This is a genomic window from Mesorhizobium qingshengii, from assembly GCF_900103325.1.
Lineage (GTDB): Bacteria > Pseudomonadota > Alphaproteobacteria > Rhizobiales > Rhizobiaceae > Mesorhizobium > Mesorhizobium qingshengii.
Genome location: NZ_FMXM01000007.1, coordinates 146,839 through 169,296, shown reverse-complemented (window position 1 = coordinate 169,296; position 22,458 = coordinate 146,839). Strand labels below are relative to the sequence as shown.

Genomic DNA, 22,458 nt, shown 5'->3' with positions numbered 1-22,458 from the left:
AAAATGGCGCCACGTAAAGTCATCATCACCTGCGCCGTTACCGGCTCGGTGCACACGCCGTCGATGTCGCCCTATCTGCCGGTGACGCCGGACCAGATCGCCACCGAGGCGATCGCCGCCGCCGAAGCCGGTGCCTCCATCCTGCATCTTCATGCCCGCGACCCCAGGGATGGGCGGCCGACCGCCGATCCGGACGTGTTCATGCAGTTCCTGCCGCGCATCAAGCAGGCAACCGACGCGGTGATCAACATCACCACCGGCGGCTCCTCGCTGATGACGTTGGACCAGCGGCTGGCGGCGCCGCTACGGGCCGAGCCCGAAATGTGCTCGCTCAACATGGGCTCGATGAACTTCGCGCTGTTTCCGATGCTCGACAAGCCAAGGGAGTGGCAGCACGAGTGGGAGCCGAAGCTGCTGGAAGCCACGCGCGACACCATCTTCAAGAACACGTTCGCCGACATGGAAGGCGTTCTCGAGAGGCTGGGCAAGGGCTGCGGCACGCGCTTCGAATTCGAGTGCTACGATGTCGGCCACCTTTATTCGCTGGCGCATTTTCGCGACCGGGGGCTGGTGACGGGACCGCTGTTCATCCAGTTCGTGTTGGGCATTCTGGGCGGCATCGGCGCCGATCCGGACAATCTCGTCCACATGAAGCGGATCGCCGACAAACTGTTCGGCGACAGTTACCAGTTCTCGGTGCTGGCCGCAGGTCGCCAGCAGATGCCGCTGATCTCGATCGCCGCGGCAATGGGCGGCAATGTCCGCGTCGGGCTGGAGGACAGTCTCTATGACGGCCGCCAGCTGGCGAAATCCAATGCCGATCAGGTGCGCCGCATCCGTGGCATTCTCGATGGGCTGTCGCTGGAGGTTGCCACGCCCACCGAAGCGCGCGACATGCTGGCTCTCAAGGGTGGCGACCGGGTGGCGTTCTGAGATACGATCGTGATCAAACCAACATCCAATGACGTCCTCATTCGCCCCGGCCGGATCGACGATGTCGAAACGATCCACGCGGCGATCCTGAAACTCGGCACGCACATCGGCGCGCCCGAGGAGATCATCTCGACAGCGGACGATCTCAGAACCTACGGCTTTGGCGAAAAACCCGCGTTCTCGACCCTGATTGCCGAAGTCGGTGGCGAATTCGCCGGCCTGTGCCTCTATTTCCCGATCTTTTCGACCTGGATGGGGCGGCCTGGCGTCTATGTACAGGACCTCTATGTCGAGGACCGGTTTCGCGGCCGCAAGATCGGCGAGCGCCTGCTGCGGCGCGTCGCGGCACAGTGTCGGAAAGAAGGCGGCGTTTATCTGAGGCTGTCTGTCGACAGCGACAATGAGGGCGCCAAGGCCTTTTACGAAAGGCTGGGCATCGCCTGGTCGAGCTATGAGCAGACGCAGAAGATCATCGGCGAGGCCTTTTTTGCCTTCGCCGACGCGCCGGAGAATGGGGAGCAGGAATGAAAGCCTTCTATGCCGAGGAACAGAAGCGCCATGACCCCAAGGCGTTCCTTTCGAGCGGTGCCGCGCAGCCCAATCCGGAAAAACCGGAGCGGGTCGAAAGATTGTTAGCCGGTGCAAAATCCGCCGGCTGCACGATCGAGCGGCCGCGCAATCACGGGCTCGGTCCGGTCGCGGCGGTGCACACGCCGGAGTATCTCGATTTCCTCGAACACATCTATACGCGCTGGCAGCGCATCGAGGGCGCGTCGGCGGAAGTGATCCCCAACATCCATCCGATCGCGCGCAACGGCTCCTATCCGGCCTCGGCGGTCGGCCAGGCCGGCTATCACATGGCCGACACCGCTTGTCCGATCTCGGGCGAGACCTGGCAAAGCGCGCTATGGAGCGCCTGGAGCGCGGTCGAAGCCGCCGAATCCGTGATGGCAGGCGCACCGGCCGCCTACGCGCTGTGTCGCCCGCCAGGCCACCATGCCTTTGCCGATGTCGCCGGCGGCTTCTGCTTCATCAACAATTCGGCGGTTGCGGCTCAGGTCCTGCGCAAGACGGCATCGCGCGCGGCGATCCTCGATGTCGACCTGCATCATGGCAATGGCACGCAAGGCATCTTCTATGCGCGGCCCGATGTGCTCACCGTCTCGCTGCATGCCGATCCGGTGCGCTTCTATCCATTCTTTTGGGGCCATGCCGACGAACGCGGCGAAGGGCCGGGCCTCGGCTATAATTTCAACCTGCCCCTGCCGCGCAAATCCGCCGACGCCGCGTTTCTCGGGGCGCTTGAGGTTGCGTTCCAGCGCATCCGTGCCTTCTCGCCAGACGCGCTGGTCGTGGCACTCGGTCTCGACGCGTTCGAGGGTGATCCGTTTGGCGGGCTTTCCGTAACCACGCCAGGCTTCTCACGCATCGGCGAAGCCATCGCCAAGCTCGGCCTGCCGACGGTCATCGTGCAGGAAGGTGGCTATCTCTGCGACGAACTCGGTGACAATCTCACCGCATTCCTCACCGGCTTCGGCGGCAAGGCGCGATGAAGATGCAAGCTGACCTCAGGAGCGCTGCTGCCTGAGCATGGCGATAACCCGATGCACGCTCTCCAGTGTCTCGTCGATTTCGTCGGATGTGTTGTAGTGGGCGATGCCTATGCGCACGACGCCATGCTCGGCTGGGATGCCGAGCTGATGGACGATCTCCCACGCGTAGTTATGGCCGGACCACAGGAAGATGTTTTCGGCGTTCATCTGCCGAACGATCGTCTCCGGCACGATGCCGTCGACGGTGAAGGAAACGGTCGGTACGCGATCACTGACCCGCTTCGGATCGGTGATGCCATGGATGGTCAGGCCTGAAATATCGGACAGGCCATCGATCAGCCTTTGCGCCAGCGGGTTCTCGTAGGCGATCGACACCGCGAACGCCTTGGCAATCTTCTGCCTTCGCGATCCCTTCTCGCCTGCCGCCGCGCCCAGCTCGGTAAAATAATCGACCGCGGCCGTGAGGCCGGCCATCAGTTCGATCTGCGGTGTTCCGAGTTCGAAACGCTCGGGCAGGCCGTTCGACGAGCAGCGGCATTTATAGGGCTTCAGACCATCGATGACGTCACGCCGGCCCCACAAAATGCCCATGTGCGGACCGAAGAATTTGTAGGCCGAGCAGATCAGGAAATCGCAACCGAGGTCCTGCACATCGATCAGGCCGTGCGGCGCGAACTGCACGGCATCGACATAGACCAGAGCGCCTGCCTGTCTTGCGATCGCGGTCAGCGCCTTCACGCGATTGATCGAGCCAGTCAGGTTGCTGGCATAGTTCAACGCCACCAGCCGTGTCTTCTCGGATAGCAGCCTGGCCAGCGCCGCCTCCTCGACCTGCCAGCTCTTTTCGTCGAACGGCAGCCAGCGCACGACGAGACCAAGGTCCTCGGCAAGTTGCAGCCAGGGCGACACATTGCCCTCATGGTCCATGCGGGTAAGGATGATCTCGTCGCCCGGCCTCATCGTCCGGCCGAGCGTACGCGACATGTGGTAGGTCAGCGTCGTCATGTTGGCGCCGATGATGATTTCCTCGGGGCTCGCCGCACCGAGGAAATCGGCCATTGCCTGATGCGCCTCATCGACGACAGCTTGAGCAGCGATCGTCGTTTCGAAATAGCCGCCGAGATTGGCATTGGTGGCGAGCAGGCAATGCGACACCGCATCGGCGACGGTCTGCGGCACCTGCGTGCCGGCGGGGTTGTCGAGGTAGATGCGCCGGCGGCCCTTGTCGGTCAGGGAGAGAGCGGGAAACTTTCCACGCACTGCCTCGATAGGAAAGTCCACCATTATCTCCACCCCTTTGTTATTCCTCGTCAATTCTGCACTCAGGTCCGATCAGGGACAGGGATTGCCGACCCGCTGGTGAATGGCATCCACCGCCTTCTGCATCTCTTCGGTCCAGGCGACATCGACGGAAGACAGCGCCATATCGAGCTGCTCGACGCTGGTGGCTCCGACAATGTTCGACGTAACGAAGGGCCTGCTCGACACGTAGGCATTGGCAAACAGCGCCGGTTCCAGACCAAAGGAGCGCGCCAGTTCGTTGTACTCAAGCTGTGCCTCGGCCGCATTCGGCGTCTCGTAGCGCTGGCCGCGGTTGAACAGCTGCGAACGCGAGCCCTGCGGACGCGCGCCATGGTCGTATTTGCCGGTCAGGTAGCCCTGCGCCAGCGGCGAATAGGCGAGCAAGGACACCTGCTCGCGCTCACAGACTTCGGCGAGGTTCACTTCGAAGGTGCGGTTGACGAGATTATAAGCGTTTTGAATCGACGCGACGCGCGGACCGATCCCTTTGTCGGCCTCGGCAAGGAACCGCATCACGCCCCAGGAACTCTCGTTCGACAGGCCGAAATGACGGATTTTTCCCGCCTTCACCAATTCATCGAAGACGGCAAGCGTCTCGGCGATCGGCGTTTCGTTGGTCGGGGCGCCGTCGGCATCGGCGCGCCGAGCCACAGCCCCGACACGCGTCGGATTGGCGCCCCAGGGAATATCCCGTTCCGGCCAGTGGATCTGGTAGAGGTCAAGATAGTCGGTGCCAAGCTTGGCCAGCGATTTGTCGATGGCGTCAAAAATATCGGCGCGCACCAATTGCGACGGCCTGTCGCCGCGAAACCAGCTGTTGGCCGTGCGGCCGACGACCTTGGAGGCAAGGATCACCTTGTCGCGGTTGCCCTTGGCCTTCATCCAGCTGCCGATGATCTTCTCTGTCCGCCCTTGTGTCTCGGCCTTGGGCGGGATCGGGTAGAGTTCGGCCGTGTCGATGAAGTTGACGCCGCGCGAAAAGGCCAGATCCATCTGGGCGTGGCCTTCGGCCTCGGTGTTCTGCTGGCCCCAGGTCATCGAACCCAGGCAAATCTGGGTAACAAGGAGATCGGTCCGACCGAGACGGCGTTTGTGCATGGAATTCTGCTCCGGAGGGAAAGCTGGCGCGGCTGCGCGGGGAGGAATTCGCATTTATAGGGAAAGCAGAGGCGCTCTCCAAGCCTTGGCAAGCCGACTTTTGCGTGAACCCGAGGCGTTTAGCGGCGGGCGCCGGCCAGCGCGCGGCGCTTGGCCTCGTCGATCAGCATGTTGGCCACCTGCATTCGGATCATGGCGCGCTGGCGCAGATGCGGAGCGACACGGTCTGGATGGTTGGCGAAGGCAAAACTGCGGCGCATGCGGCCGAAATCGACCTGTTTCGGCTGATCAAGGCCGAGTTCGACGGCGATCGATTCCGGATCGATCGGCGGCAATTTTTCCTCGGGCTTTGGCTCTTCGCCTGCGAGAGCCAGCTTGGCGTGGTCGAGCAAGGCGGCGAATTCGGTCGCCAGATCGGCACCAGCCTCACGATATTCGGTGGTAAAGCCGCTGCCCGAAACCTTGATGCGGCCGGAATGGAGCTCGTCGGCAACGGAGAGATAATCGAACGGGATGGACGGACGAGCGCCGGCCTCATCGCCCTCAATCCCGTCGCTCTTGTCGGAGGCAACGAAGAGGTCGTCGAGCAACGAAGCGAAATCCCGCTTGGCGCTGGTAACGATGTCAGCCTCCCTCTCGCCCGACCATGCAAGCTTCAGAGCATATAACCGGCTCGTTAAAATTGCATGCCACCGATCTTGACGAATTTAGCCGTTCCCCAGACCGCTGCTCGGGCAGTTGCCATCCTCTAACAAAAAGCCGGACTGCATTTTCATGCAGTCCGGAATTCGCCAGGAGTGGCGAGGAAAAACCGGCCATGTGCCAGCGTTGAAGCCTACGGTCCGCGCCGAGCAAAAGTTTCACTCGGGTCGCATAAAAACGGCCAAAAAAATCAACAGCACATGGCAGGCATGCAAATGCTGCACTGCACAATTGTCACGATTCACCTATATTGCCAGCCGTGGAGGACCAATCAGGAGCCTGAATCATGGGTTTCTTCACTGAAATGTTCGCCCGGCCGCGCCCGCAGGAACATCTTAGGTATCGCGCGGCACTTGCGTTGCTTCATTCGATGAGCAATGCGGACCGTGCCGACATCGGCATCAAACCCGCCGATTTTCCGCGCATCGCACGCGAAATGTCCACCCGCTAGACGCTTGCCAGGGTTTCCCGGCAACAGCCGGGAAACCTCGGTGGCCGGCAATGGTCAGCGCGTTCCCAGGAATGTCGCCTTGCCCAGCGGTACGCCATTGTGGCGAAGGATGTCGTAGGCGGTGGTGAGGTGGAAATAGAAGTTGGGCATGGCCACATGCAACAGATACTGCATGCCAGCCATCGAGGTTTCGCGTCCGCCAAGCTTCAACTCGATCACTTTGTCGTCGGAGCCATCGATGTCGGCGGCCGAGAAAGTCGCCAGATGCGCGATCGTCTTGGCGATCCTCGCCTCCAGATCGGCGAAGCTCGCTTCATTGTCCTCGTATTTCGGCACTTCGCGGCCGGCCAGCCGCGACGGCGCCCCCTTGGCATGGTCGGTGGCGATCTGCACCTGCCTGGTCAGGGCGAACATGTCGGGCGCGAGCCGCGCCGTCAGAAACACCTGTGGGTCGATCTTGCGGTCAATCGCATTCCGCTCGGCTGCCGCCAGCACGCTAGAAAGCGCTTTCAGTCTTGCCGAAAACACGGGCACGGAGGCCTCGTACATCGATATCGTCACGTCAAATCTCCTGTCCGGCCGGAACGCCGGAGGACAGGACCTAGCGCCTTCATGCACGATTCTTCAAGCGTCCTGACACCGCGTCACCACGCTGCCGCAATCGCCATAGTAGAATCTCCCTATCGAGCGGAGATTCCCGATGAGACGCGCCCTATTCGCAGCGACTGCCTTTCTCTCCCTTGTCCCGACAGCCCAGACGGTATTGGCCGCCGACGATACTCCCGAAGCACCCTATGTCGACGATCGGTCGAGCGCCGACGCGGTCATCCGGTCGCTCTACAGCGCCATCAACCGGCACGAATTCGCCCGCGCCTGGGGTTATTTCGGCGAGACCAAGCCTGCGAAGGATTTCGACAGTTTCGTCAAGGGCTATGACGGCACCGACAAGGTCGAGGTCGAGACCGGCAGCGTCTCCGACGAAGGTGCGGCCGGCAGTATTTTCTACAACGTGCCTGTCGCCATCCGTGCCACGGACAAGACCGGCGGCGAAAAGGTCTTTGCCGGTTGCTACACGCTGCGCCAAGTGAATGCCCAGATCCAGGCGGCGCCGCCCTTCGATCCGATCCACATCGAAAAAGGTGCGCTGAAACCCTCCACCGCCGATTTCGAGGAAGCTCTGCCATCAAGCTGCGGCGACGGGCCGCCGCCACCGAAGAAGGACGCGGCACTGGAGCAGGCCAAGAAGGCCTTTCTGGCGACCTATGGTGCCCAGTGCGACAAGAACCTTCTCGCCAATGAGCCGGAAACTTTTTCGATCAAGTACAAGGACAAGGATGCGGCTGCCAGCGACCCTGAAAGGGAAACGCGGCTTTTCCATTTCTCCTGTTCGGCCGCCGCCTACAATGAAAGCTCCATCTACTACATGAGCGACGATGTATCTGGCGTAAGGCAGTTGCAGTTCACCGAACCGGAGATGGATATCCGCTACGTGAACAACGACAGCGAAGGCAAGGTCGAATCCATGCATATCATCGGCTTCCAGACGACTGGCTGGGCGACCAACTCGGACTATGACCAGGAAGCCCACACGATCACCACCTTCAACAAATGGCGCGGCGTCGGAGATGCCTCGTCATCGGGCACCTATCTGTTCCGCAACGGCGATTTTTCGCTGGTTCAGTACGATGTCGACGCATCCTATGACGGCGAGGAGAACCCGCAGACGGTCGTCGATTACAACACCGCGCCCTGAAGGTCGGACTGACTTCTGGGCAGCGTTGGTCAGGGCGCCTTCGACAGCATCCAGTTCAATGTGCCGCGCCAGTCGGTCATGCGGATCGGCGTGCCGTGCGTGCCCGTCTCGAAGCGGACGAAGCGGGTCGGGTAGCTCTTTGTTTTGGCCAGTATCGAGCGAAAAAATGCTTCCTGGTTTGCCACGGGAAAAACCACATCATGGCTGCCTTGGCCGAAGAACACTGGTACGCGGCGCTTGAAGGCGGGACTGGCGAAAAAACTCTCGTCCCATAGCGAGCCGAGCAGCAGCAAGCCGTTGATACGGCCACCGGTGTCCTTGCGGGCGGCAAGCTTCCAGCACAGCGCGCCGCCCATCGAGCCGCAGGCGACGAAGACTTTCGCGCCCGGCGACTGTTCGGCATAATGATCGATCAGCGCCGCGACCTGCGCCGCTCCCGTATCGCCGAAATCGGGAAAGTCAGGTGACAGATAGAGGCCGCCATTTTCGGCCATCAGGTTCTTGAGGCGATTGAAATTGCCGCCGAAGGTGAAGTCGTCGACGCCTTGCTTGCGGCTGCCACCCTGCCCATGCAGATAAAGCACGATGATGCCGGCACCCTCGGTCTTGCCGACGGCAACATGTCTGACATCGCCGGCCTCGGTCTTCAGCAGCAGATCCTGCTGCACCTTGCGCACGCCGGTGTCGGTGTATTGGGGGTGCACGCGGCGCTCGGGCACCTCGTCGCGCTGGTTGATGTCGCGCATCTCGCGATAATCGATGACCGTGTAGGCGCCGTTGGTGTCGGACGAGAGCGTGGCCGGATAGGCAAAGAGATCGTCCTTGAAGGGTTTCAGCGACAGCGTCTGACTTTGGGCGGCCGACGACACCAATGCTGCCACGGTTGCAAGGACACAAAGAAATCGGAAACGGAAAGACATGCCAGCAGGCATGCGTAATTCGGCTTGGGTTTGTCAATCCTGCAGCACGCCGCCGGCACCTTCGAGCGCTTCGCGGGTATCGACGTCGACGGACGCCGCTTCGCCGATCTCGACATCAATGACATCGAGCCCCTCGGCTTCGACCAGATGCCGCGCGCCGGTATCACCTTCGAGATGAGCGATCGCCGGAAACAGCGAGCGTGGCAACAGCACCGGGTTGCCGCGCTTGCCTTGGTGCGAGGCGCGGACCACCGAATTGCCTCCAGCCTTGCGGAAGGCATCGACCAACCTGTCGAGGTCATCAGACGAGACGCCCGGCATGTCACCGAGAACGATCATCACGCCAGCGGAGTCCTCAGGCAGATAGGCAATGCCGGCCTTCAGCGAGGTGGACAGGCCGTCGGCGAAATCGGGATTGTCGGCGAAGGTCACATCCAGCCCCGCCAGCGCCGCGCGCACACGCTCGCGCTGATGGCCGGTGACGACAATCGTGCCCGAAGCCTTCGAGCCGAGTGCGCGCTCGGCGGTGCGGCGCACCAGCGGCTTGCCGTCGAACAGCGCCAGGAGTTTGTTCGGCCCGCCCATGCGGCTCGACCGCCCCGCCGCCAGAAGCACGATCCCGACCTTGAGCTGGCTTTTGGGCGGCAGCGGTTCGCGCGGCTGCGGCCGTGTCGGGATTTCCATCAACAACCCGCCGACGCCCATGCCGGCGATGTCGCTCGCGGTGACGTCGAGGCCGGCAACCAACCGGTCGAGCACCCAGTCGAAGCCGTTCTCCTTCGGGCTGCGGGCGCAACCGGGCGCGCCGATGACGCGCTTGCCGCCGAGCGTGCCGAGCACCAGGAGATTGCCGGGATCGACCGGCATGCCGGCGCGGATAACAGTACCACCCGCCCTTTCGATCGCCGCCGGAACGACGTCGGAGAAATCGCTCATCGCCGAGGCACCGAAGATGACCACAAGGTCGTTGTCGCGCGCCAGCGAGACCACGGCCTCCGCCACCGGCGCGATCTCGTGCGGCGTGCGACGTTCCGCTGTCAGCCTGCCGCCGGAACGCGCCAGCCGCGCTTCGGTGACGCGGAGCGTCTTGTCGAGCACACTCGGCTTGGTCCCCGGCAGCACCGTCTGGATGACGCCGACGCGCACTGGTTGATAGGCGTTGACGGCAAAGATCTCGCCGCCGGCACAGATTTTCATGACCGCATCGACCAAGGCAGAGCCGACAGCGAAGGGAATGATCTTCACGGTCGCGACCATCTGGCCTTTCTCGACCGGCGCATGCTGAGCCAGCGTTGCGATGGTGATGGTCGGATCGACGGCGTTGATGGCGTCGATCATCGCCGCGTCGACGGTGAAGATGCCGGCCGCTTCGGCATGGAGGTTGACCCGGCCGGTGGCCGCGGGCTTTGCCTCGACATTGCGATGGCGCATGCTGGCGGCGATCTTTTCGGCTGCCGCATCCTCGCCGAGATCATCGGGGGCAAGCACGGCCGCGACGACTTCGGCGATCCCGGCGGCTTTCAGCTCCGACAAATCATCCGCGCTCAGGCGGTGCGCCTTGCGGAAGCGCCGTTCTCCGGCGGTGGTGGCATGAGCCAGCACCGCCCCCTCAGCCGCCTCGAGCGGTATCGGGCCGAATTTCACGCCGCCGCACCCTTGGCGTCGAGGCCGCGCGAGCGGAAGGCATGGATGGTCTGAGCGAGAACGGCGACAGCGATCTCGGCCGGGCTGGCGGCACCAATGTCGAGCCCGATCGGGGCATGAATACGGGCAATCTGGTCGGCGGTCGCGCCCAGCGCCAGCAAGCGTTCGACGCGCTTGGCGTGTGTCTTGCGGCTGCCAAGCGCCCCGACATAGAAACAGTTGGCGTCGAGCGCCGCCTTCAGCGCGAAATCGTCGATCTTCGGATCATGAGTGACGGCGGCAAGCGCCGTGTAACTGTCGAGCGGCTGGCGCTTCAGCACATCCTCCGGCCATTCGGCGTGCAAGGCGATATCGGGAAAGCGCTCGGACGTGGCGAAGGCCGTGCGCGGATCGATGATCTCGACAGGGTAGCCGGCGATTTTCGCCATCGGCGCCAGCGCCTGGCTGATATGGACCGCGCCGATCACCACCAGGCGCGGCCGCGGCAGGTGCGCATTGAGAAAGAAGGTCCGCCCTTCGGCCTCGACCGAACCGGAATTACCGGTGCGGAACGCCTTGGCGATCGCGGCGCCGAGATCGCCGGCGACCTGATCACCTTCGCGCACGATGCGGTCGCGTCCATCACCAAGGTCGGTGACAAGGATCGCCGCGCGGCGGGCGCGGCGTTCGGCGTTGAGGGTTTTCAGCGCATAGGGATCCATCGCAGATCAGCCCAGTCTTTCCACGTACACCTTGATGCGGCCGCCACAGGACAGGCCGACCTGCCATGCGGTTTCATCGGCAACACCAAATTCCAGCATCCTGGCCTTGCCGCTGTCGATCACGTCGATCGCTTCGGTCACCACCGCGCCTTCGACGCAACCACCCGAAACAGAGCCGTGGAAATTGCCGTCGGCGTCGATGACCAGATGGCTGCCTACTGGGCGAGGCGCCGATCCCCAGGTCTCGACCACAGTGGCGATGGCCACGTCCTTGCCGTCCTTCATCCAGCCCTCGGCTATAACAAGTGGGTCGCGGGCTTCGTCGAGATAGATGCTGTTTTCCATGTCCGTTTCCTAGGAGTCTGTTTTTCCTCGGGAAACATATGTTTCTCGGGGAAATATGGTTATGCGGCGTGCCTCGCGCCGGCGTCCATCCATCGGCCTGGATCCACGGATTGCGCCGATGTCTTGTCGAGCGACGCGCAGAGATCGGCGAGCGCATCAAGGTTGTGCACCGAGCGGAATTCGTCGACATGCGGCAGCATCGCCTTGACGCCGCGGGCACGTGCCTGGAACCCGTCAAAGCGCAGCAACGGATTCAGCCAGATCAGCCGCCGGCAGGACTTGTGCAGGCGCTCCATTTCTTCCGACAGGCCGGCGACATCGTCGCGTTCCAGCCCGTCGGTGATCAGAAGCACCGCCGCGCCCTGCCCCAGCACACGCCGTGACCATAGCCGGTTGAACTCGGCCAGCGTGTCGCCGATGCGCGTGCCGCCCGACCAGTCCTTCACCGCCGCCGAGCAATCGGCAAGTGCTGCGTCGGGATCGCGGTGGCGCATCTGCCGGGTCAGGTTGGTCAGCCTGGTGCCGAAGACGAACGTGTGCACGCGCCGGCGCTTTTCAGTCAGCGCATGCAGGAAATGCAGGAAGATGCGCGTGTACTGGCTCATCGAGCCGGAAATGTCGGCCAGCACCACCAGCGGCGGGTGAACTTCGCGCGGTGAGCGGAATTTCGGCAGGATCAAGTCGCCGCCGGTCCGCGCCGCCGAGCGCATCATGGCGCGTGGGTCGATGCGGCGGCCGTGCGCGTCGGCCCTGAAACGCCGGGTCCTCACCATGTCGAAGGGCAAGCGCAACCGGGCGATTGCCTTCCTGGCATCCGCCATCTCGGCGGCGTTCATCTGGGCAAAGTCCTTGCCGCGCAGAACCTCGTTGCCAGAGAAGGTGAAGCGGGCATCGACCTCGATCTCCGGGATTTCCTGGGCCGGCTGGTTCTTCTGATGACCCTCGAACATCGCCTGGCTGACGCGATTCTCGGCGGCGCGCGGTTTCTGCTTCTCCCTGACGTCAGGCGCCACCGGCGAAAACATCGCCAGCATCTTTTCGATCAGTTCGCGCGACTTCCAGAACAGCCGGAAGGCCTCATCGAAAATGGCGTGGTCCTCGTGCCGCGAAACCAGCACGGCATGCAGCGTCCAGTAGAAATCGTCGCGCGAGCCGATGCCGGCAACCAGCACCGCCTCGATGGCGTCCTTGACTGAAGCCGGTCCGACCCGCATGCCGGCCTTGCGCAAGGTGCGGGCGAAATAGACGATGTTGTCGGCGATACGTCCGTCCGGCCAGGCTTCCTTCGGTTCGGGGCGGGACAGCGGCATGGGCCTACCCTATTCCGCCGCCGAAAGCTCGGCCTTCACCTCGTTGAGGATGCGCCGGCCTTCGCCCTGTTCGATACGGGCAATATCGTCCTGGTATTTCAACAGCACGCCGATCGTGTCGGACACGGTTTCCGGATCGAGCGCGACCTTGTCGAGTTCGGTCAGCGCGCCGGCCCAGTCGATGGTCTCGGCGACACCTGGCACCTTGAACAGCTCGATCTGGCGCAGCTTCTGGATGAAGGAAACCACCTCGGCCGAAAGCCGCTGGTTGGCTTGCGGCACCTTTCGGCGCACGATCTCCAGCTCGCGCTCGGCATTGGGATAGTCGACCCAGTGATAGAGACAGCGCCGTTTCAGCGCGTCGTGGATCTCGCGGGTGCGGTTGGTCGTGATGATGACGATCGGCGGCTCTTCCGCCTTGATGGTACCGAGTTCGGGCACCGTTACCTGGAAGTCGGACAGGATTTCCAGCAGGAAAGCTTCGAAGGCCTCGTCGGTACGATCCAGCTCATCGATCAGGAAAACCGGGGCAGCACCAGCCTTGCCGGTCAGCGCATCGAGCACCGGACGGCGGATCAGGTACTTTTCGGAAAAGACGTTGCGCTCCATGTCGGAGCGATCGACCTTGCCCGCCGCCTCCTCCATGCGGATTTCGATCATCTGCGCGGCGTAATTCCACTCATAGACGGCGGACGAGACGTCGAGGCCTTCATAACACTGCAGGCGGATCAGCCGGCGGCCAAGCGCCTGCGCCAGCACCTTGGCGATCTCGGTCTTGCCGACGCCGGCCTCACCCTCGAGGAACAGCGGCCGTTTCATGCGCAGCGACAGGAAAAGCACGGTCGCCAGCGACCGGTCCGCCACATAGTCCGCACCGGTCAGGAGATCGAGTGTCTCGTCGATCGTCCGCGGCGCGGCGCGCGGTTTCAGCTCGCTCATTCTTTCTCCGTGAACGCCGCCGCTCCGCTGTCCAGAACGTGGTAGCCGCGGGCGTGGTAGATCAGTGGGCGCAAATTATCGCCCATACGCAGGCCTGTCACCTTGCCAAAAAGCACACGATGGGTCGCCAGATCCTTGGTGTCGATCAGTTCGCAGTCGAAAACGGCGAGCGCACCCTTCAGCGTCGGCGCGCCGGTCGAGATCACGTCCCATTCGCCGAGCGCAAAACGCTCCTCCACCGACAGTCCGGTCATACCGGAAAAGCCGACCGACAGTGGCTCCTGATGTGACGCCAGCGTGTTCAAGGCAAATCTGCCGTTTTTCACGAACAGCTCATTCTTGGCATTTTCGCGGTTGAGACAGACCAGAATGGTCGGCGGCGTGTCCGACACCGAACAGGCCGCGATGACCGTGGTACCGCGCTTGCCGGCCGGCCCGTCGGTGGTAACCACATGGACGTGGCCGGCAAAATGGCTCATTGCGTCGCGATAGGCCTGTGGCCCAATGTCGTTCTTCTTCAGCACCGGAAATTTTCCACAGCCAGAACCCTACCGCTATATATGGCGCCATACGACATGCCACAAGCGAAGTGCTTGGCCCATCTCCTGAAATTCGCGTGTTGCACCAAGGCCAGCCAGCCTTTAGGTCTTGGCGGGAATTGGCGCAGGGAGATGTCGCCAGCTTGGAGGAACTCTTCAACAGGATGCGATCCGGGGCAACGATATCCGCCGCACTGGTCTGGCTGTTCCTGGCCAGCGCCGCCAGCGCCCAGACGCTTCTGGTCGGCGTCGCAGCACCCTTGTCAGGCCCATCGGCGATCCTCGGTAAGCAGATCGAGGCTGGCACCAGCCTGGCGGCCGAAGCGAACGGCATCGAGCTCAAGATCATGGATGATGCCTGTACCGCCGATGGCGGCAGTGCCGCGGCGAAGGAATTCGCGGCGGCCAAGGTCAATGTCGTGGTCGGCTTTCTCTGCACCGATGCGATAGAGGCAGCGATGCCGATCCTGAAGGACGCCAACATTCCGGTCATTACCGTTGGCGTGCGAACCGAAAGCCTGACCGACCGCCGCGCCAAGACCGGCTGGCCGGTCTATCGTCTCGGGCCACGCGGCGACGATGAGCGCAATGCCGTCGCCTCTGCCCTCACCCGTCTGTGGCAGAACGAGCTGTTCGCCATCATCGACGACGGCACCATCTATGGTCGCGAGATCGCCGAGACGCTGCGAGCGGCGGCCGAGCAGGCGGCGCTGAAGCCGGTGTTCGTCGACACGTTCCGGCCACAACTCGACAACCAGATCGGGATGGTTGGCCGGCTGAAGAAGGCCGGCGCGACGCATGTCTTCGCCGGCGGCGACGGCGACGACATCGCCATCATGGGCCGCGATGCAGCGCAACTCTCTGCCGGCATCGTCTTTGCCAGCGGTGAGAATTTGCGCACTCCACCCGGCGAGGTTCCATATGCCACCGGCACGCTGATGATCGCGCCGCCTGAATGGGCCGATGTCGCCGATCCAAAAGTGCTGGAGAGCTTCTCTGGCCGAAAGATCGTGCCGGACGGATACACGCTGCCGGCCTATGCGGCGGTCGAGATCGCCAAGGCGGCATCAAGCTTGTCCGAAACCTCGGGCAAGCCGCTGACCGAAGCCCTCACCGGACAGGATTTCACCACTGCGATCGGGCCGGTCCGCTTCGACGCGAAAGGCGACCTCAGCCAGAGCCCCTACCGTGTCTTCCGCTTCGATGGCACGCGTTTCGTATCCTTGGAAAGCAATTGATGTTTCGCACCGGCCCGCGCAATCTGATCACGGACGTTGCCGGCCTGCGCGTCGGCAATGCTTCCGATGCGAGGCTGAAATCCGGCGTCACGACCATCCTTTGCGATGAACCGGCGATAGCCGGGGTGCAAATCCTGGGCGGTGCGCCGGGCACCCGCGAAACCGATCTGCTGGAACCGCACAATTCAGTCGAGGCGGTCCACGCCGTGGTGCTTTCGGGCGGTTCGGCTTTCGGCCTCGACGCGGCGTCCGGCGTGCAGGCGGCGCTGCGCGAACGCGGCATCGGTTTCGAGGTGGGCGGCTTCCGCGTGCCGATCGTGCCGGCGGCGATCCTGTTCGACCTGCGCAATGGCGGCGACAAGGATTGGGGCCGCTATCCACCCTATCGCGACCTCGGCTATGAAGCAGCGCAAACCGCGACCGCCGATTTCCAGTTCGGTACGATCGGCGCCGGCACCGGTGCTTTGGCCGCGGGACTGAAGGGTGGCCTCGGCTCGGCCTCGACGCTGCTGGAAAGCGGCGTCACGGTCGGGGCACTGGCGGCCGTCAACCCGACCGGCTCGGTGACAGTCGGCCGAACCCGTTACTTCTGGGCGGCTCCGTTCGAAATCGGGGACGAATTTGGCGGACTTGGCTACCCCTCGCCAATGCCGGATGACGCCAAGAAGATCCTGCTGAAATTCCGCGACAAGGATGTCGGAAGGCAGATGGAGGCCGGCGGCAGCACCACCGTCGCCGTCATTGCCACGGACGCGGTTCTCACCAAGGCCGCCGCGAAACGCCTGGCGATATCAGCGCATGACGGCTTCGTGCGCGCCATCTGGCCGACACATACGCCAGCCGATGGCGACCTCGTGTTCGCGTTGGCAACCGGCCGGAGTGGCATAGAACTCACGGCGGACGCGGCAATCGATCTCTATGCCGCGGCCGGAGCCACCATGGCGCGCGCTATCAGCCGCGGCGTCCACGCGGCGAGGCCAGCTGACGGCGACCTGTTTCCCGTCTGGTCGTCACGCCTGGGGTGAAGTGGTCGATCAGACCGGATCGGACTTTTCTTCCTCGAACGTCACCGCGACATCCGAATTCGCGGACAGCCACACCTTCTTGCCGTCGATCTCGGCAACAAGGCTCAGGGGAATGTAGTGGTGATGGCCCTTGTGGGCGCCCTCGCCGCTGTCGACCTTGGTCAGTTTGATGCGCTTGCCGTCGACCTTGTCGACGGTGCCGACATGCACGCCATCGGCGCCGACGACTTCCATATGCTCACGAATTTTGCTGGTGTCGGTCATGGTGGTTCTCCATTGAGACTGCCGACAATAACAAATGACGGGCCGATTGGATGCATCTGCTTTCAGACGCACGACGTTTTGATTCCGTCGTGGTAGGGGGATTGCAACGATCATCGGCTGCCGGAGTGACGAACCGATGCGAATGCTCTTTCTGTTTGCCGTTTTCCCGCTTGCGCAGTTTGCGACGTCGGTCGCCGCCCATGCCGGCGACGTCGCCGAGCTGGAGATCCTCGGTTTCACCAGGGATGGCGGCGTGTTCGCCTTCGAGGAATACGGTGTCCAGGACGGCTCTGGCTTCCCCTACGCCAACCGCTACTACATCGACACCAGCACCGACAGTTTTCTCAAGGGCACCCCGATCCGGGTTCGGCTTGACGACGAGAATGCCAAGCTTGACGCGGCGCGCCTTCAGGCACGGCAGAAAGGCGAGGTCATTGTCAGCGAGGCGGAGTTGACCGCCAACAAGGGCATCACCGCAGGTTTCAACCCGGTGACCGAGCTTTCGGCCGATCCGCACCGGATGGCCGTCAATCCGCGTCCGATCTTTTCGCCGGTCGACCCACCACTCGAGTTTCGGCTCGACGAGATCAGCATGAACAAGACCGAAGGCTGCGAGAGCCAGGGCAAGATCAACGGCTTTCGCCTGCTGCGCATCGAGGCGCAGGATGGCGGCGCGACCAAGCTGCTGCACGAGGACAAGTCGATCCCCAAGAGCCGGGGATGCCCGAACGGCTACCGGATTGGCGCGGTGCAGACGTTTTCGATGGATAGTCTCAGCGCCTATGCGGTGCTGATCGCGGTGCGCCAATATGGCTTCGAGGGACCGGACTTTCGCTGGATCGCGGTGACCGGCCGCCTGTGACACCGCACGCCGCCATTTCCAGCCGCGCCCCGAGCTACATCCGCCGCGCCTTGCCAGGGTGGCGGACAGCGCTTTTCGGCGCCTTGTTGTGGGCCATGTCGATGGGCGCCAGCGTGCTCGTCAACCTGGATGCCTGGGAGACGCCGGAGAAAATCCGCACCGTGTCGATGCTCTTTGCAAGTGGCGGAGCACTCGCCTTTCCGGTTGGCCTGTTCGCCGCGCGGCTGGTCTCGCTCGGAAGGCACTGGGAGGTCGCCTTCGCGGCGGCATTCGTGTGCCTTGCCGCCGCGACCATCGGCCTGACTGGCGGACTGTTTGCCCTGCAATACCGCTCCTACTACGCCGAATGGCATGCGCCTGCTTTCACCCTCACCTGGGCCTTCCAGTTCGTCTTCACGACGCTGGTGGCGCTCTACCAGTTCGTGGTGCTGGGCATCCGGCTCTATTTTCCGACTGGTTTCGTCGCCTTGTTTGCCGCGAGCGTCTGGTTTGCGCGGCAGCGGCGTTGAGCATTTTGTCTTCCTCTGTTAGGACGCGGGCAAACTCCTCGACACATCAGGACTGACCGATGATCCCACGCTATTCCAGACCGGAAATGGTCGCCATCTGGTCGCCGGAAACGCGGTTCCGCATCTGGTTCGAGATCGAGGCCCATGCCTGCGACGCGCTGGCCGAACTCGGTGTCATTCCGAAAGAGGCCGCGAAAACCATCTGGGAAAAAGGTGGCGCGGCCAAGTTCGACGTCGCGGCCATCGACGAGATCGAGCGCGTCACCAAGCATGACGTCATCGCCTTCCTCACCCATCTTGCCGAATTCGTCGGACCAGACGCCCGCTTCATCCACCAGGGCATGACATCGTCGGACGTCCTCGACACCTGCTTTGCCGTGCAGCTCACCCGGGCCAGCGACATATTGCTCGCCGACATCGATGGCCTGCTTGCAGCGCTCAAGCGCCGAGCCTTCGAGCACAAGGACACCGTCACCATCGGCCGCAGCCACGGCATCCACGCCGAGCCGACGACCTTCGGCATCAAGTTGGCGCAGGCCTATGCCGAATTCTCGCGCTGCCGCGAACGGCTGGTGCATGCGCGCGAGGACATTGCCACCTGCGCGATTTCCGGCGCGGTCGGCACCTTCGCCAACATCGATCCCTATGTCGAGGAACACGTCGCGGCAAAGCTCGGGCTCAAGCCGGAGCCGGTGTCGACGCAAGTGATCCCGCGCGACCGCCACGCCATGTTCTTCGCGACGCTCGGCGTCATCGCCTCGTCGATCGAGCGGCTGTCGATCGAAATCCGCCACCTGCAGCGCACCGAAGTGCTCGAGGCGGAAGAGTATTTCTCGCCCGGCCAAAAAGGCTCGTCGGCGATGCCGCACAAGCGCAACCCGGTGCTGACGGAAAACCTCACCGGCCTTGCCCGCATGGTGCGGTCCATGGCGCTGCCGGCGATGGAAAATGTGGCGCTCTGGCACGAGCGCGACATTTCGCACTCCTCGGTCGAGCGCATGATCGGGCCGGATGCCACCGTGACGCTCGATTTCGCTTTGTCACGGCTGACCAGTGTCGTCGACAAGCTGCTCGTCTATCCAGAGAACATGCTGAAGAACATGAACAAGTTCCGCGGCCTGGTGCATTCGCAGCGCGTGATGCTGGCGCTGACGCAGGCCGGCCTGTCGCGGGAAGACTCCTACCGGCTGGTGCAACGCAACGCCATGAAGGTGTGGGAGCAAGGCGCTGATTTTCTTGAAGAACTGCTGGCAGACAAGGAAGTGACCGCAGCCCTGCCGGAAGCCGAGATCCGCGAGAAATTCGACTTGGGCTACCACACCAAGCATGTCGACACGATCTTCAAGCGGGTGTTTGGGGAAGCTTGAGCCACCCCAGCATAAAAAAGAGGCCCGCCCCGGCCACTAGCCGGTGGGCCTCCTTTGCTTGGCGTGCCCGATCAGGCCTTGCCGGGAACGGTCCTGATCACCGTGCCCCACGGATCCTCGCGGGTCGTTTCGCCGGTCACATTGTCCGAACGCATCTCGACCCAGGCAAGGCCCGAGCGAGCGGTGTCGCGGCGGCCGGCGCCGACGCTCTGCCAGGCATTGGCGCCGATGTGGTGGTGATAACCGCCCGACGACAGGAACACCGCCTGGCCGCCATATTTCGCCACCGTGTCGAAGCCGAATTCCTTGTTCCACCAGGCTTCGGCGTCTTCCGGCCTGCCAACGCGCAGGTGGACATGGCCGACAATGCTGTTTTCCGGCGCGCCTTGCCAACCGGCGTCACCCGCCGGCACCTCGGCAACGACGGCCGGGATGTTCAGCCGCTCCGTCGCCATGGCCACCTTGTCGCCATTCCATTTCCAGTCCTGCGGACGGCGGTCTGAATAGATCTCGATGCCATTACCTTCCGGGTCGGTCATGTACAGCGCTTCGCTGACCAGATGGTCGGATGCGCCATCGATGGCGATCTTGTTGGCGATGGCATGGTTGATCCAGCGGCCGAGATCCGCGCGGCTGGGCAGCAGGAATGCTGTGTGGAACAGGCCGGCGCCGCGCGGATCGTCGGGCTTCGCCGAAGGATCCGGCTCGAGGACGAGCAACGGCCGGTTGGCGGCGCCCAAGGTGATCGCGCCGTCGGCACGGCTAAGCTCCTGCAGTCCGACGACTTTGCGATAATAGGCGGCCAGACTTTCGGCGTCCCGCGCCTTCAACCCGACGCGGGCAACGCTGACCGGGGTGGTGGCGGCAAAAGGTAATTCGCTCATCAAATGCTCCGTTCGGCCGGTCCGCGGTGAAACTCCCAAGGCCAAGAGCCCCGCGCCGCCAATCATCTTACGTCGTGTCGGTCCCAAAATCGGGGTTTTCGCACACGCTGTCTCTTTTCCTTACGACAAATCGTCCATCGGCATCGTTCACACAAGATGGCAAGAAGCGAACATCGTGTTCACCATTGTGATCAAGAGTGCAGCCTATGACCGTTGCACGAAGCGGCGGCGCTCGCTATCTCAGCGCCATGAAGGTCAAGGAAGCAGATATTCTCATCGTGCCGGGCTACACCAATTCCGGCCCCGATCATTGGCAAAGCCGCTGGCAGTCGAAATTGTCAACGGCGCGCAGGGTCGAGCAGGCGGAGTGGTCGAAGCCAGTGCGCGACGACTGGACGGCGAACGTGGCCAAGGCGGTCAACGAGGCCGAGCGGCCGGTTGTCATCGTCGCTCACTCGCTCGGTGTCGCCGCGGCGGTGCAAGCCATTCCGCATTTCAAGAAGCCAGTTGCCGGAGCCTTTTTCGTGGCACCGCCCGACGTCGCCAATCCCGAAATGCGGCCCAGGCACCTGATGACCTTCGGCCCTTACCCGCGCGCGCCGCTGCCGTTTCCTTCCCTGGTGATCGCCAGCCGCAACGACCCGTTCTGCGCGTTCGATGTCGCCGAGGACATTGCCGGCGCGTGGGGTTCGCTGTTCATCGATGCCGGCGAGACCGGTCATCTCAACGCGGATTCGGGCTTCGGGCCGTGGCCCGAAGGCTCGATGACCTTTGCCAAGTTCCTCACGGATCTAAAGGCCTGAGTGGTTTGGCCAGGGCTCCCTCACTCAGGAGCCGATCGAATCCCTGACGCTCTTCAGCAGGGTTTTGGCACCGAGCCCGATCAGCGCGTGTTCGGAGCCCATGGCCAGCAGCCGGTAGCCCATCGACACGACGCGGCCGGCAATCGCCGGCTCGACAACATAGATCGCGGCGTGCTTGCCGGCCTTGCGGGTGCGCTCGGCGACCGAGGCTACGGTCTCCATCATGCTTTCCAGCGTTGAATTGACCGTGGCGCCGTTGCTCCATGCGATCGAGAAATCGGATGGCCCGAGGAAGATTCCGTCTATGCCCGGCGTGTCGAGGATGCCGTCGAGCGCGTCGAGAGCCGCGCGGGTCTCGACCATGGCGAAGGCCATGGTGCGCTGATTGGCGTCGCGCAGCCATTCGGCCTGGTCGCCTTTGCCATGGCGCGGAAAGGCATAGGTCGGCCCCCATGAACGCTCGCCGAGCGGCGGATATTTCATGGCTGCGGCGAACAGCTTCGCATCGGCCACCGAATTCACCATCGGTGCAATGACAGCCTCGGCGCCGAAATCGAGCGCGCGGCTTGCCATGTCGAAGCGGCCGACGGGAATGCGCACCAGCGCCGGTTTGCCTGTGGCGAGCACCGGCACAAGGCCGCGCAAGACGCTGTCCTCGTGGTGGCCGCCATGCTGCATGTCGAGCGTGACGGCATCAAAACCCTGCTTGGCGACGATCTCGACGGTCAAGGCATCCGGCACGCCGGACCATGCGGTGAACAGCGTTTCATCGGCCGCAAGACGGGACTTCAGGGACATCTAATCTTTCCTTTGTTAACGTCGGCAGTTTCAGCCGGAAACCGCTGCAAAGGCAAAGAAAAACCGCCCGGCTAGGCCAGGCGGTCGATTGGTCCAGCGTGTGGTTGGATCAGGTGTTCTTGATCTGCTCGATCGCCTGCGCCATCAGCTCGTCCATGGTGCGACGGATCTGATGGTCCGACTGCTCGACACCGGCCGCATCGAAATCCTTGCGGATCTTGCGGAACACGTCGTGGTCGCCGGCTTCCTCGATGTCGGAAACAACCACTTCCTTGGCATAGGCATCAGCATCGGCGCCCGACTTTCCGAGTTTTTCGGCGGCCCACAGGCCAAGCGCCTTGTTGCGGCGCGCCGCGGCCTTGAACCGAAGTTCCTCGTCGAATGCGAATTTGCGCTCAAAGCCCTCTTCGCGGTCCTTCATGCTGCTCATGGCATCCCTCCGATGGAAATCGATTCGCTGGTGATGATCTATATGTGTTGACGAAGCACAAACCAAAAGGTCGCGAGCCGGTCAATAC

The 22,458-nt window shown here is 62.9% G+C and carries 26 protein-coding genes; 11 read left to right on the top strand and 15 right to left on the bottom strand.

The features are described 5' to 3' along the window. Window positions 1–3: 3 nt before the first annotated feature. From kce to BLS48_RS13600, 3 genes are read left to right on the top strand one after another with little or no spacing between them, the layout of a single operon-like run. Window positions 4–933 (top strand): 3,5-dioxohexanoate:acetyl-CoA acetone transferase, encoded by a 930-nt coding sequence (gene kce / locus BLS48_RS13610; protein WP_091578324.1) that lies wholly within the window; start codon window positions 4–6, stop codon window positions 931–933. A 12-nt stretch (window positions 934–945) separates the two neighbouring features. Further along, window positions 946–1,461: a GNAT family N-acetyltransferase gene (locus BLS48_RS13605; RefSeq protein ID WP_167365081.1), complete on the top strand. Its 516-nt coding sequence runs from the start codon at window positions 946–948 to the stop codon at window positions 1,459–1,461. Then, the gene (locus tag BLS48_RS13600) at window positions 1,458–2,486 is read left to right on the top strand and encodes a histone deacetylase family protein (protein ID WP_091578323.1); all 1,029 of its coding nucleotides are present in this window, start codon (window positions 1,458–1,460) and stop codon (window positions 2,484–2,486) included. Before BLS48_RS13605 ends, BLS48_RS13600 begins: the two co-directional genes overlap by 4 nt. Window positions 2,487–2,501: 15 nt before the next feature. Here BLS48_RS13600 and BLS48_RS13595 read toward each other — a convergent pair whose 3' ends face one another. The 3 genes from BLS48_RS13595 to BLS48_RS13585 all read right to left on the bottom strand — a co-directional run bounded on the left by BLS48_RS13595 (window position 2,502) and on the right by BLS48_RS13585 (window position 5,476). Continuing rightward, a complete protein-coding gene (locus tag BLS48_RS13595) occupies window positions 2,502–3,770 on the bottom strand; it encodes a cysteine desulfurase-like protein (protein ID WP_167365074.1) in 1,269 nt (422 codons plus the stop codon). 48 nt (window positions 3,771–3,818) lie between these two features. Next, entirely contained in the window at window positions 3,819–4,886 is a 1,068-nt protein-coding gene (locus BLS48_RS13590) for an aldo/keto reductase (protein ID WP_091578321.1), read from the bottom strand. Between the two features lie 119 nt (window positions 4,887–5,005). Continuing rightward, window positions 5,006–5,476 (bottom strand): hypothetical protein, encoded by a 471-nt coding sequence (locus tag BLS48_RS13585; protein WP_091578320.1) that lies wholly within the window; start codon window positions 5,474–5,476, stop codon window positions 5,006–5,008. A gap of 398 nt (window positions 5,477–5,874) precedes the next feature. Between BLS48_RS13585 and BLS48_RS13580 the strand changes: the two genes are divergently transcribed. Beyond that, window positions 5,875–6,039, top strand: coding sequence for a hypothetical protein (locus BLS48_RS13580; RefSeq protein WP_091578318.1), 165 nt, complete (start codon window positions 5,875–5,877; stop codon window positions 6,037–6,039). 54 nt (window positions 6,040–6,093) lie between these two features. Here the strand turns inward: BLS48_RS13580 and BLS48_RS13575 are convergent, their stop codons facing one another. Beyond that, on the bottom strand, window positions 6,094–6,600 hold the full coding sequence (locus BLS48_RS13575) for a DUF1993 domain-containing protein (protein WP_091578316.1): 507 nt from the start codon (window positions 6,598–6,600) through the stop codon (window positions 6,094–6,096). Between the two features lie 139 nt (window positions 6,601–6,739). On the opposite strand from BLS48_RS13575, the gene BLS48_RS13570 reads away from it, so the two are divergent. Then, the gene (locus BLS48_RS13570; protein WP_091578314.1) at window positions 6,740–7,792 is read left to right on the top strand and encodes a DUF1176 domain-containing protein; all 1,053 of its coding nucleotides are present in this window, start codon (window positions 6,740–6,742) and stop codon (window positions 7,790–7,792) included. Window positions 7,793–7,821: 29 nt separating this feature from the next. Here BLS48_RS13570 and BLS48_RS13565 read toward each other — a convergent pair whose 3' ends face one another. From BLS48_RS13565 to BLS48_RS13535, 7 genes are read right to left on the bottom strand one after another with little or no spacing between them, the layout of a single operon-like run. Beyond that, a complete protein-coding gene (locus BLS48_RS13565; protein ID WP_091578313.1) occupies window positions 7,822–8,712 on the bottom strand; it encodes an alpha/beta hydrolase in 891 nt (296 codons plus the stop codon). Between the two features lie 33 nt (window positions 8,713–8,745). After that, window positions 8,746–10,356, bottom strand: a complete 1,611-nt coding sequence (locus tag BLS48_RS13560; protein ID WP_091578311.1) for an NTP transferase domain-containing protein — start codon at window positions 10,354–10,356, stop codon at window positions 8,746–8,748. Continuing rightward, window positions 10,353–11,057 carry an XdhC family protein gene (locus BLS48_RS13555; protein WP_091578310.1) on the bottom strand — a complete coding sequence of 235 codons (705 nt, stop codon included), beginning with the start codon at window positions 11,055–11,057 and terminating at the stop codon, window positions 10,353–10,355. Before BLS48_RS13555 ends, BLS48_RS13560 begins: the two co-directional genes overlap by 4 nt. A 6-nt stretch (window positions 11,058–11,063) precedes the next feature. Then, window positions 11,064–11,402, bottom strand: a complete 339-nt coding sequence (locus BLS48_RS13550; RefSeq protein WP_091578308.1) for an XdhC family protein — start codon at window positions 11,400–11,402, stop codon at window positions 11,064–11,066. A gap of 59 nt (window positions 11,403–11,461) precedes the next feature. Continuing rightward, window positions 11,462–12,712 carry a vWA domain-containing protein gene (locus tag BLS48_RS13545; RefSeq protein WP_167365072.1) on the bottom strand — a complete coding sequence of 417 codons (1,251 nt, stop codon included), beginning with the start codon at window positions 12,710–12,712 and terminating at the stop codon, window positions 11,462–11,464. Window positions 12,713–12,721: 9 nt separating this feature from the next. Beyond that, complete coding sequence (locus tag BLS48_RS13540; RefSeq protein ID WP_091578306.1) at window positions 12,722–13,651, bottom strand: AAA family ATPase; 930 nt, start codon at window positions 13,649–13,651, stop codon at window positions 12,722–12,724. Continuing rightward, a complete protein-coding gene (locus BLS48_RS13535) occupies window positions 13,648–14,175 on the bottom strand; it encodes a flavin reductase (RefSeq protein ID WP_091578305.1) in 528 nt (175 codons plus the stop codon). Before BLS48_RS13535 ends, BLS48_RS13540 begins: the two co-directional genes overlap by 4 nt. A 179-nt stretch (window positions 14,176–14,354) precedes the next feature. On the opposite strand from BLS48_RS13535, the gene BLS48_RS13530 reads away from it, so the two are divergent. Next, window positions 14,355–15,428 (top strand): branched-chain amino acid ABC transporter substrate-binding protein, encoded by a 1,074-nt coding sequence (locus tag BLS48_RS13530; RefSeq protein ID WP_091578511.1) that lies wholly within the window; start codon window positions 14,355–14,357, stop codon window positions 15,426–15,428. Then, the gene (locus tag BLS48_RS13525) at window positions 15,428–16,453 is read left to right on the top strand and encodes a P1 family peptidase (protein ID WP_091578303.1); all 1,026 of its coding nucleotides are present in this window, start codon (window positions 15,428–15,430) and stop codon (window positions 16,451–16,453) included. The genes BLS48_RS13530 and BLS48_RS13525 overlap by 1 nt, the downstream gene beginning before the upstream one ends. Before the next feature lie 9 nt (window positions 16,454–16,462). Here the strand turns inward: BLS48_RS13525 and BLS48_RS13520 are convergent, their stop codons facing one another. After that, window positions 16,463–16,717, bottom strand: coding sequence for a DUF2171 domain-containing protein (locus tag BLS48_RS13520; RefSeq protein WP_091578302.1), 255 nt, complete (start codon window positions 16,715–16,717; stop codon window positions 16,463–16,465). A 136-nt stretch (window positions 16,718–16,853) separates the two neighbouring features. On the opposite strand from BLS48_RS13520, the gene BLS48_RS13515 reads away from it, so the two are divergent. The 3 genes from BLS48_RS13515 to purB are packed head-to-tail and all read left to right on the top strand — an operon-like array spanning window position 16,854 to window position 19,455. After that, window positions 16,854–17,579 (top strand): DUF2259 domain-containing protein, encoded by a 726-nt coding sequence (locus BLS48_RS13515; protein ID WP_091578300.1) that lies wholly within the window; start codon window positions 16,854–16,856, stop codon window positions 17,577–17,579. Continuing rightward, window positions 17,576–18,088 (top strand): hypothetical protein, encoded by a 513-nt coding sequence (locus tag BLS48_RS13510; protein ID WP_167365071.1) that lies wholly within the window; start codon window positions 17,576–17,578, stop codon window positions 18,086–18,088. Before BLS48_RS13515 ends, BLS48_RS13510 begins: the two co-directional genes overlap by 4 nt. Window positions 18,089–18,147: 59 nt before the next feature. Next, window positions 18,148–19,455, top strand: coding sequence for an adenylosuccinate lyase (gene purB, locus BLS48_RS13505; RefSeq protein WP_091578299.1), 1,308 nt, complete (start codon window positions 18,148–18,150; stop codon window positions 19,453–19,455). 71 nt (window positions 19,456–19,526) lie between these two features. Here purB and BLS48_RS13500 read toward each other — a convergent pair whose 3' ends face one another. Then, window positions 19,527–20,339, bottom strand: coding sequence for a VOC family protein (locus BLS48_RS13500; protein WP_091578297.1), 813 nt, complete (start codon window positions 20,337–20,339; stop codon window positions 19,527–19,529). A gap of 248 nt (window positions 20,340–20,587) precedes the next feature. On the opposite strand from BLS48_RS13500, the gene BLS48_RS13495 reads away from it, so the two are divergent. Next, complete coding sequence (locus BLS48_RS13495) at window positions 20,588–21,142, top strand: RBBP9/YdeN family alpha/beta hydrolase (RefSeq protein WP_091578508.1); 555 nt, start codon at window positions 20,588–20,590, stop codon at window positions 21,140–21,142. Window positions 21,143–21,166: 24 nt separating this feature from the next. Here the strand turns inward: BLS48_RS13495 and BLS48_RS13490 are convergent, their stop codons facing one another. Beyond that, window positions 21,167–21,940, bottom strand: a complete 774-nt coding sequence (locus tag BLS48_RS13490; RefSeq protein ID WP_091578296.1) for an HpcH/HpaI aldolase family protein — start codon at window positions 21,938–21,940, stop codon at window positions 21,167–21,169. Window positions 21,941–22,049: 109 nt separating this feature from the next. Next, complete coding sequence (locus tag BLS48_RS13485; RefSeq protein ID WP_091578294.1) at window positions 22,050–22,370, bottom strand: DUF1476 domain-containing protein; 321 nt, start codon at window positions 22,368–22,370, stop codon at window positions 22,050–22,052. Window positions 22,371–22,458 lie beyond the last annotated feature (88 nt).

Excerpts from the sequence above, each read along its gene's own strand:
- kce (WP_091578324.1), top strand. The coding sequence starts at position 4 with ATGGCGCCACGTAAAGTCATCATCACCTGCGCCGTTACCGGCTCGGTG.
- BLS48_RS13600 (WP_091578323.1), top strand. The coding sequence starts at position 1,458 with ATGAAAGCCTTCTATGCCGAGGAACAGAAGCGCCATGACCCCAAGGCG.
- BLS48_RS13595 (WP_167365074.1), bottom strand. The coding sequence starts at position 3,770 with ATGGTGGACTTTCCTATCGAGGCAGTGCGTGGAAAGTTTCCCGCTCTC.
- BLS48_RS13590 (WP_091578321.1), bottom strand. The coding sequence starts at position 4,886 with ATGCACAAACGCCGTCTCGGTCGGACCGATCTCCTTGTTACCCAGATT.
- BLS48_RS13580 (WP_091578318.1), top strand. The coding sequence starts at position 5,875 with ATGGGTTTCTTCACTGAAATGTTCGCCCGGCCGCGCCCGCAGGAACAT.
- BLS48_RS13570 (WP_091578314.1), top strand. The coding sequence starts at position 6,740 with ATGAGACGCGCCCTATTCGCAGCGACTGCCTTTCTCTCCCTTGTCCCG.
- BLS48_RS13565 (WP_091578313.1), bottom strand. The coding sequence starts at position 8,712 with ATGTCTTTCCGTTTCCGATTTCTTTGTGTCCTTGCAACCGTGGCAGCA.
- BLS48_RS13555 (WP_091578310.1), bottom strand. The coding sequence starts at position 11,057 with ATGGATCCCTATGCGCTGAAAACCCTCAACGCCGAACGCCGCGCCCGC.
- BLS48_RS13550 (WP_091578308.1), bottom strand. The coding sequence starts at position 11,402 with ATGGAAAACAGCATCTATCTCGACGAAGCCCGCGACCCACTTGTTATA.
- BLS48_RS13545 (WP_167365072.1), bottom strand. The coding sequence starts at position 12,712 with ATGCCGCTGTCCCGCCCCGAACCGAAGGAAGCCTGGCCGGACGGACGT.
- BLS48_RS13540 (WP_091578306.1), bottom strand. The coding sequence starts at position 13,651 with ATGAGCGAGCTGAAACCGCGCGCCGCGCCGCGGACGATCGACGAGACA.
- BLS48_RS13530 (WP_091578511.1), top strand. The coding sequence starts at position 14,355 with ATGCGATCCGGGGCAACGATATCCGCCGCACTGGTCTGGCTGTTCCTG.
- BLS48_RS13525 (WP_091578303.1), top strand. The coding sequence starts at position 15,428 with ATGTTTCGCACCGGCCCGCGCAATCTGATCACGGACGTTGCCGGCCTG.
- BLS48_RS13520 (WP_091578302.1), bottom strand. The coding sequence starts at position 16,717 with ATGACCGACACCAGCAAAATTCGTGAGCATATGGAAGTCGTCGGCGCC.
- BLS48_RS13515 (WP_091578300.1), top strand. The coding sequence starts at position 16,854 with ATGCGAATGCTCTTTCTGTTTGCCGTTTTCCCGCTTGCGCAGTTTGCG.
- purB (WP_091578299.1), top strand. The coding sequence starts at position 18,148 with ATGATCCCACGCTATTCCAGACCGGAAATGGTCGCCATCTGGTCGCCG.
- BLS48_RS13500 (WP_091578297.1), bottom strand. The coding sequence starts at position 20,339 with ATGAGCGAATTACCTTTTGCCGCCACCACCCCGGTCAGCGTTGCCCGC.
- BLS48_RS13495 (WP_091578508.1), top strand. The coding sequence starts at position 20,588 with ATGAAGGTCAAGGAAGCAGATATTCTCATCGTGCCGGGCTACACCAAT.
- BLS48_RS13490 (WP_091578296.1), bottom strand. The coding sequence starts at position 21,940 with ATGTCCCTGAAGTCCCGTCTTGCGGCCGATGAAACGCTGTTCACCGCA.
- BLS48_RS13485 (WP_091578294.1), bottom strand. The coding sequence starts at position 22,370 with ATGAGCAGCATGAAGGACCGCGAAGAGGGCTTTGAGCGCAAATTCGCA.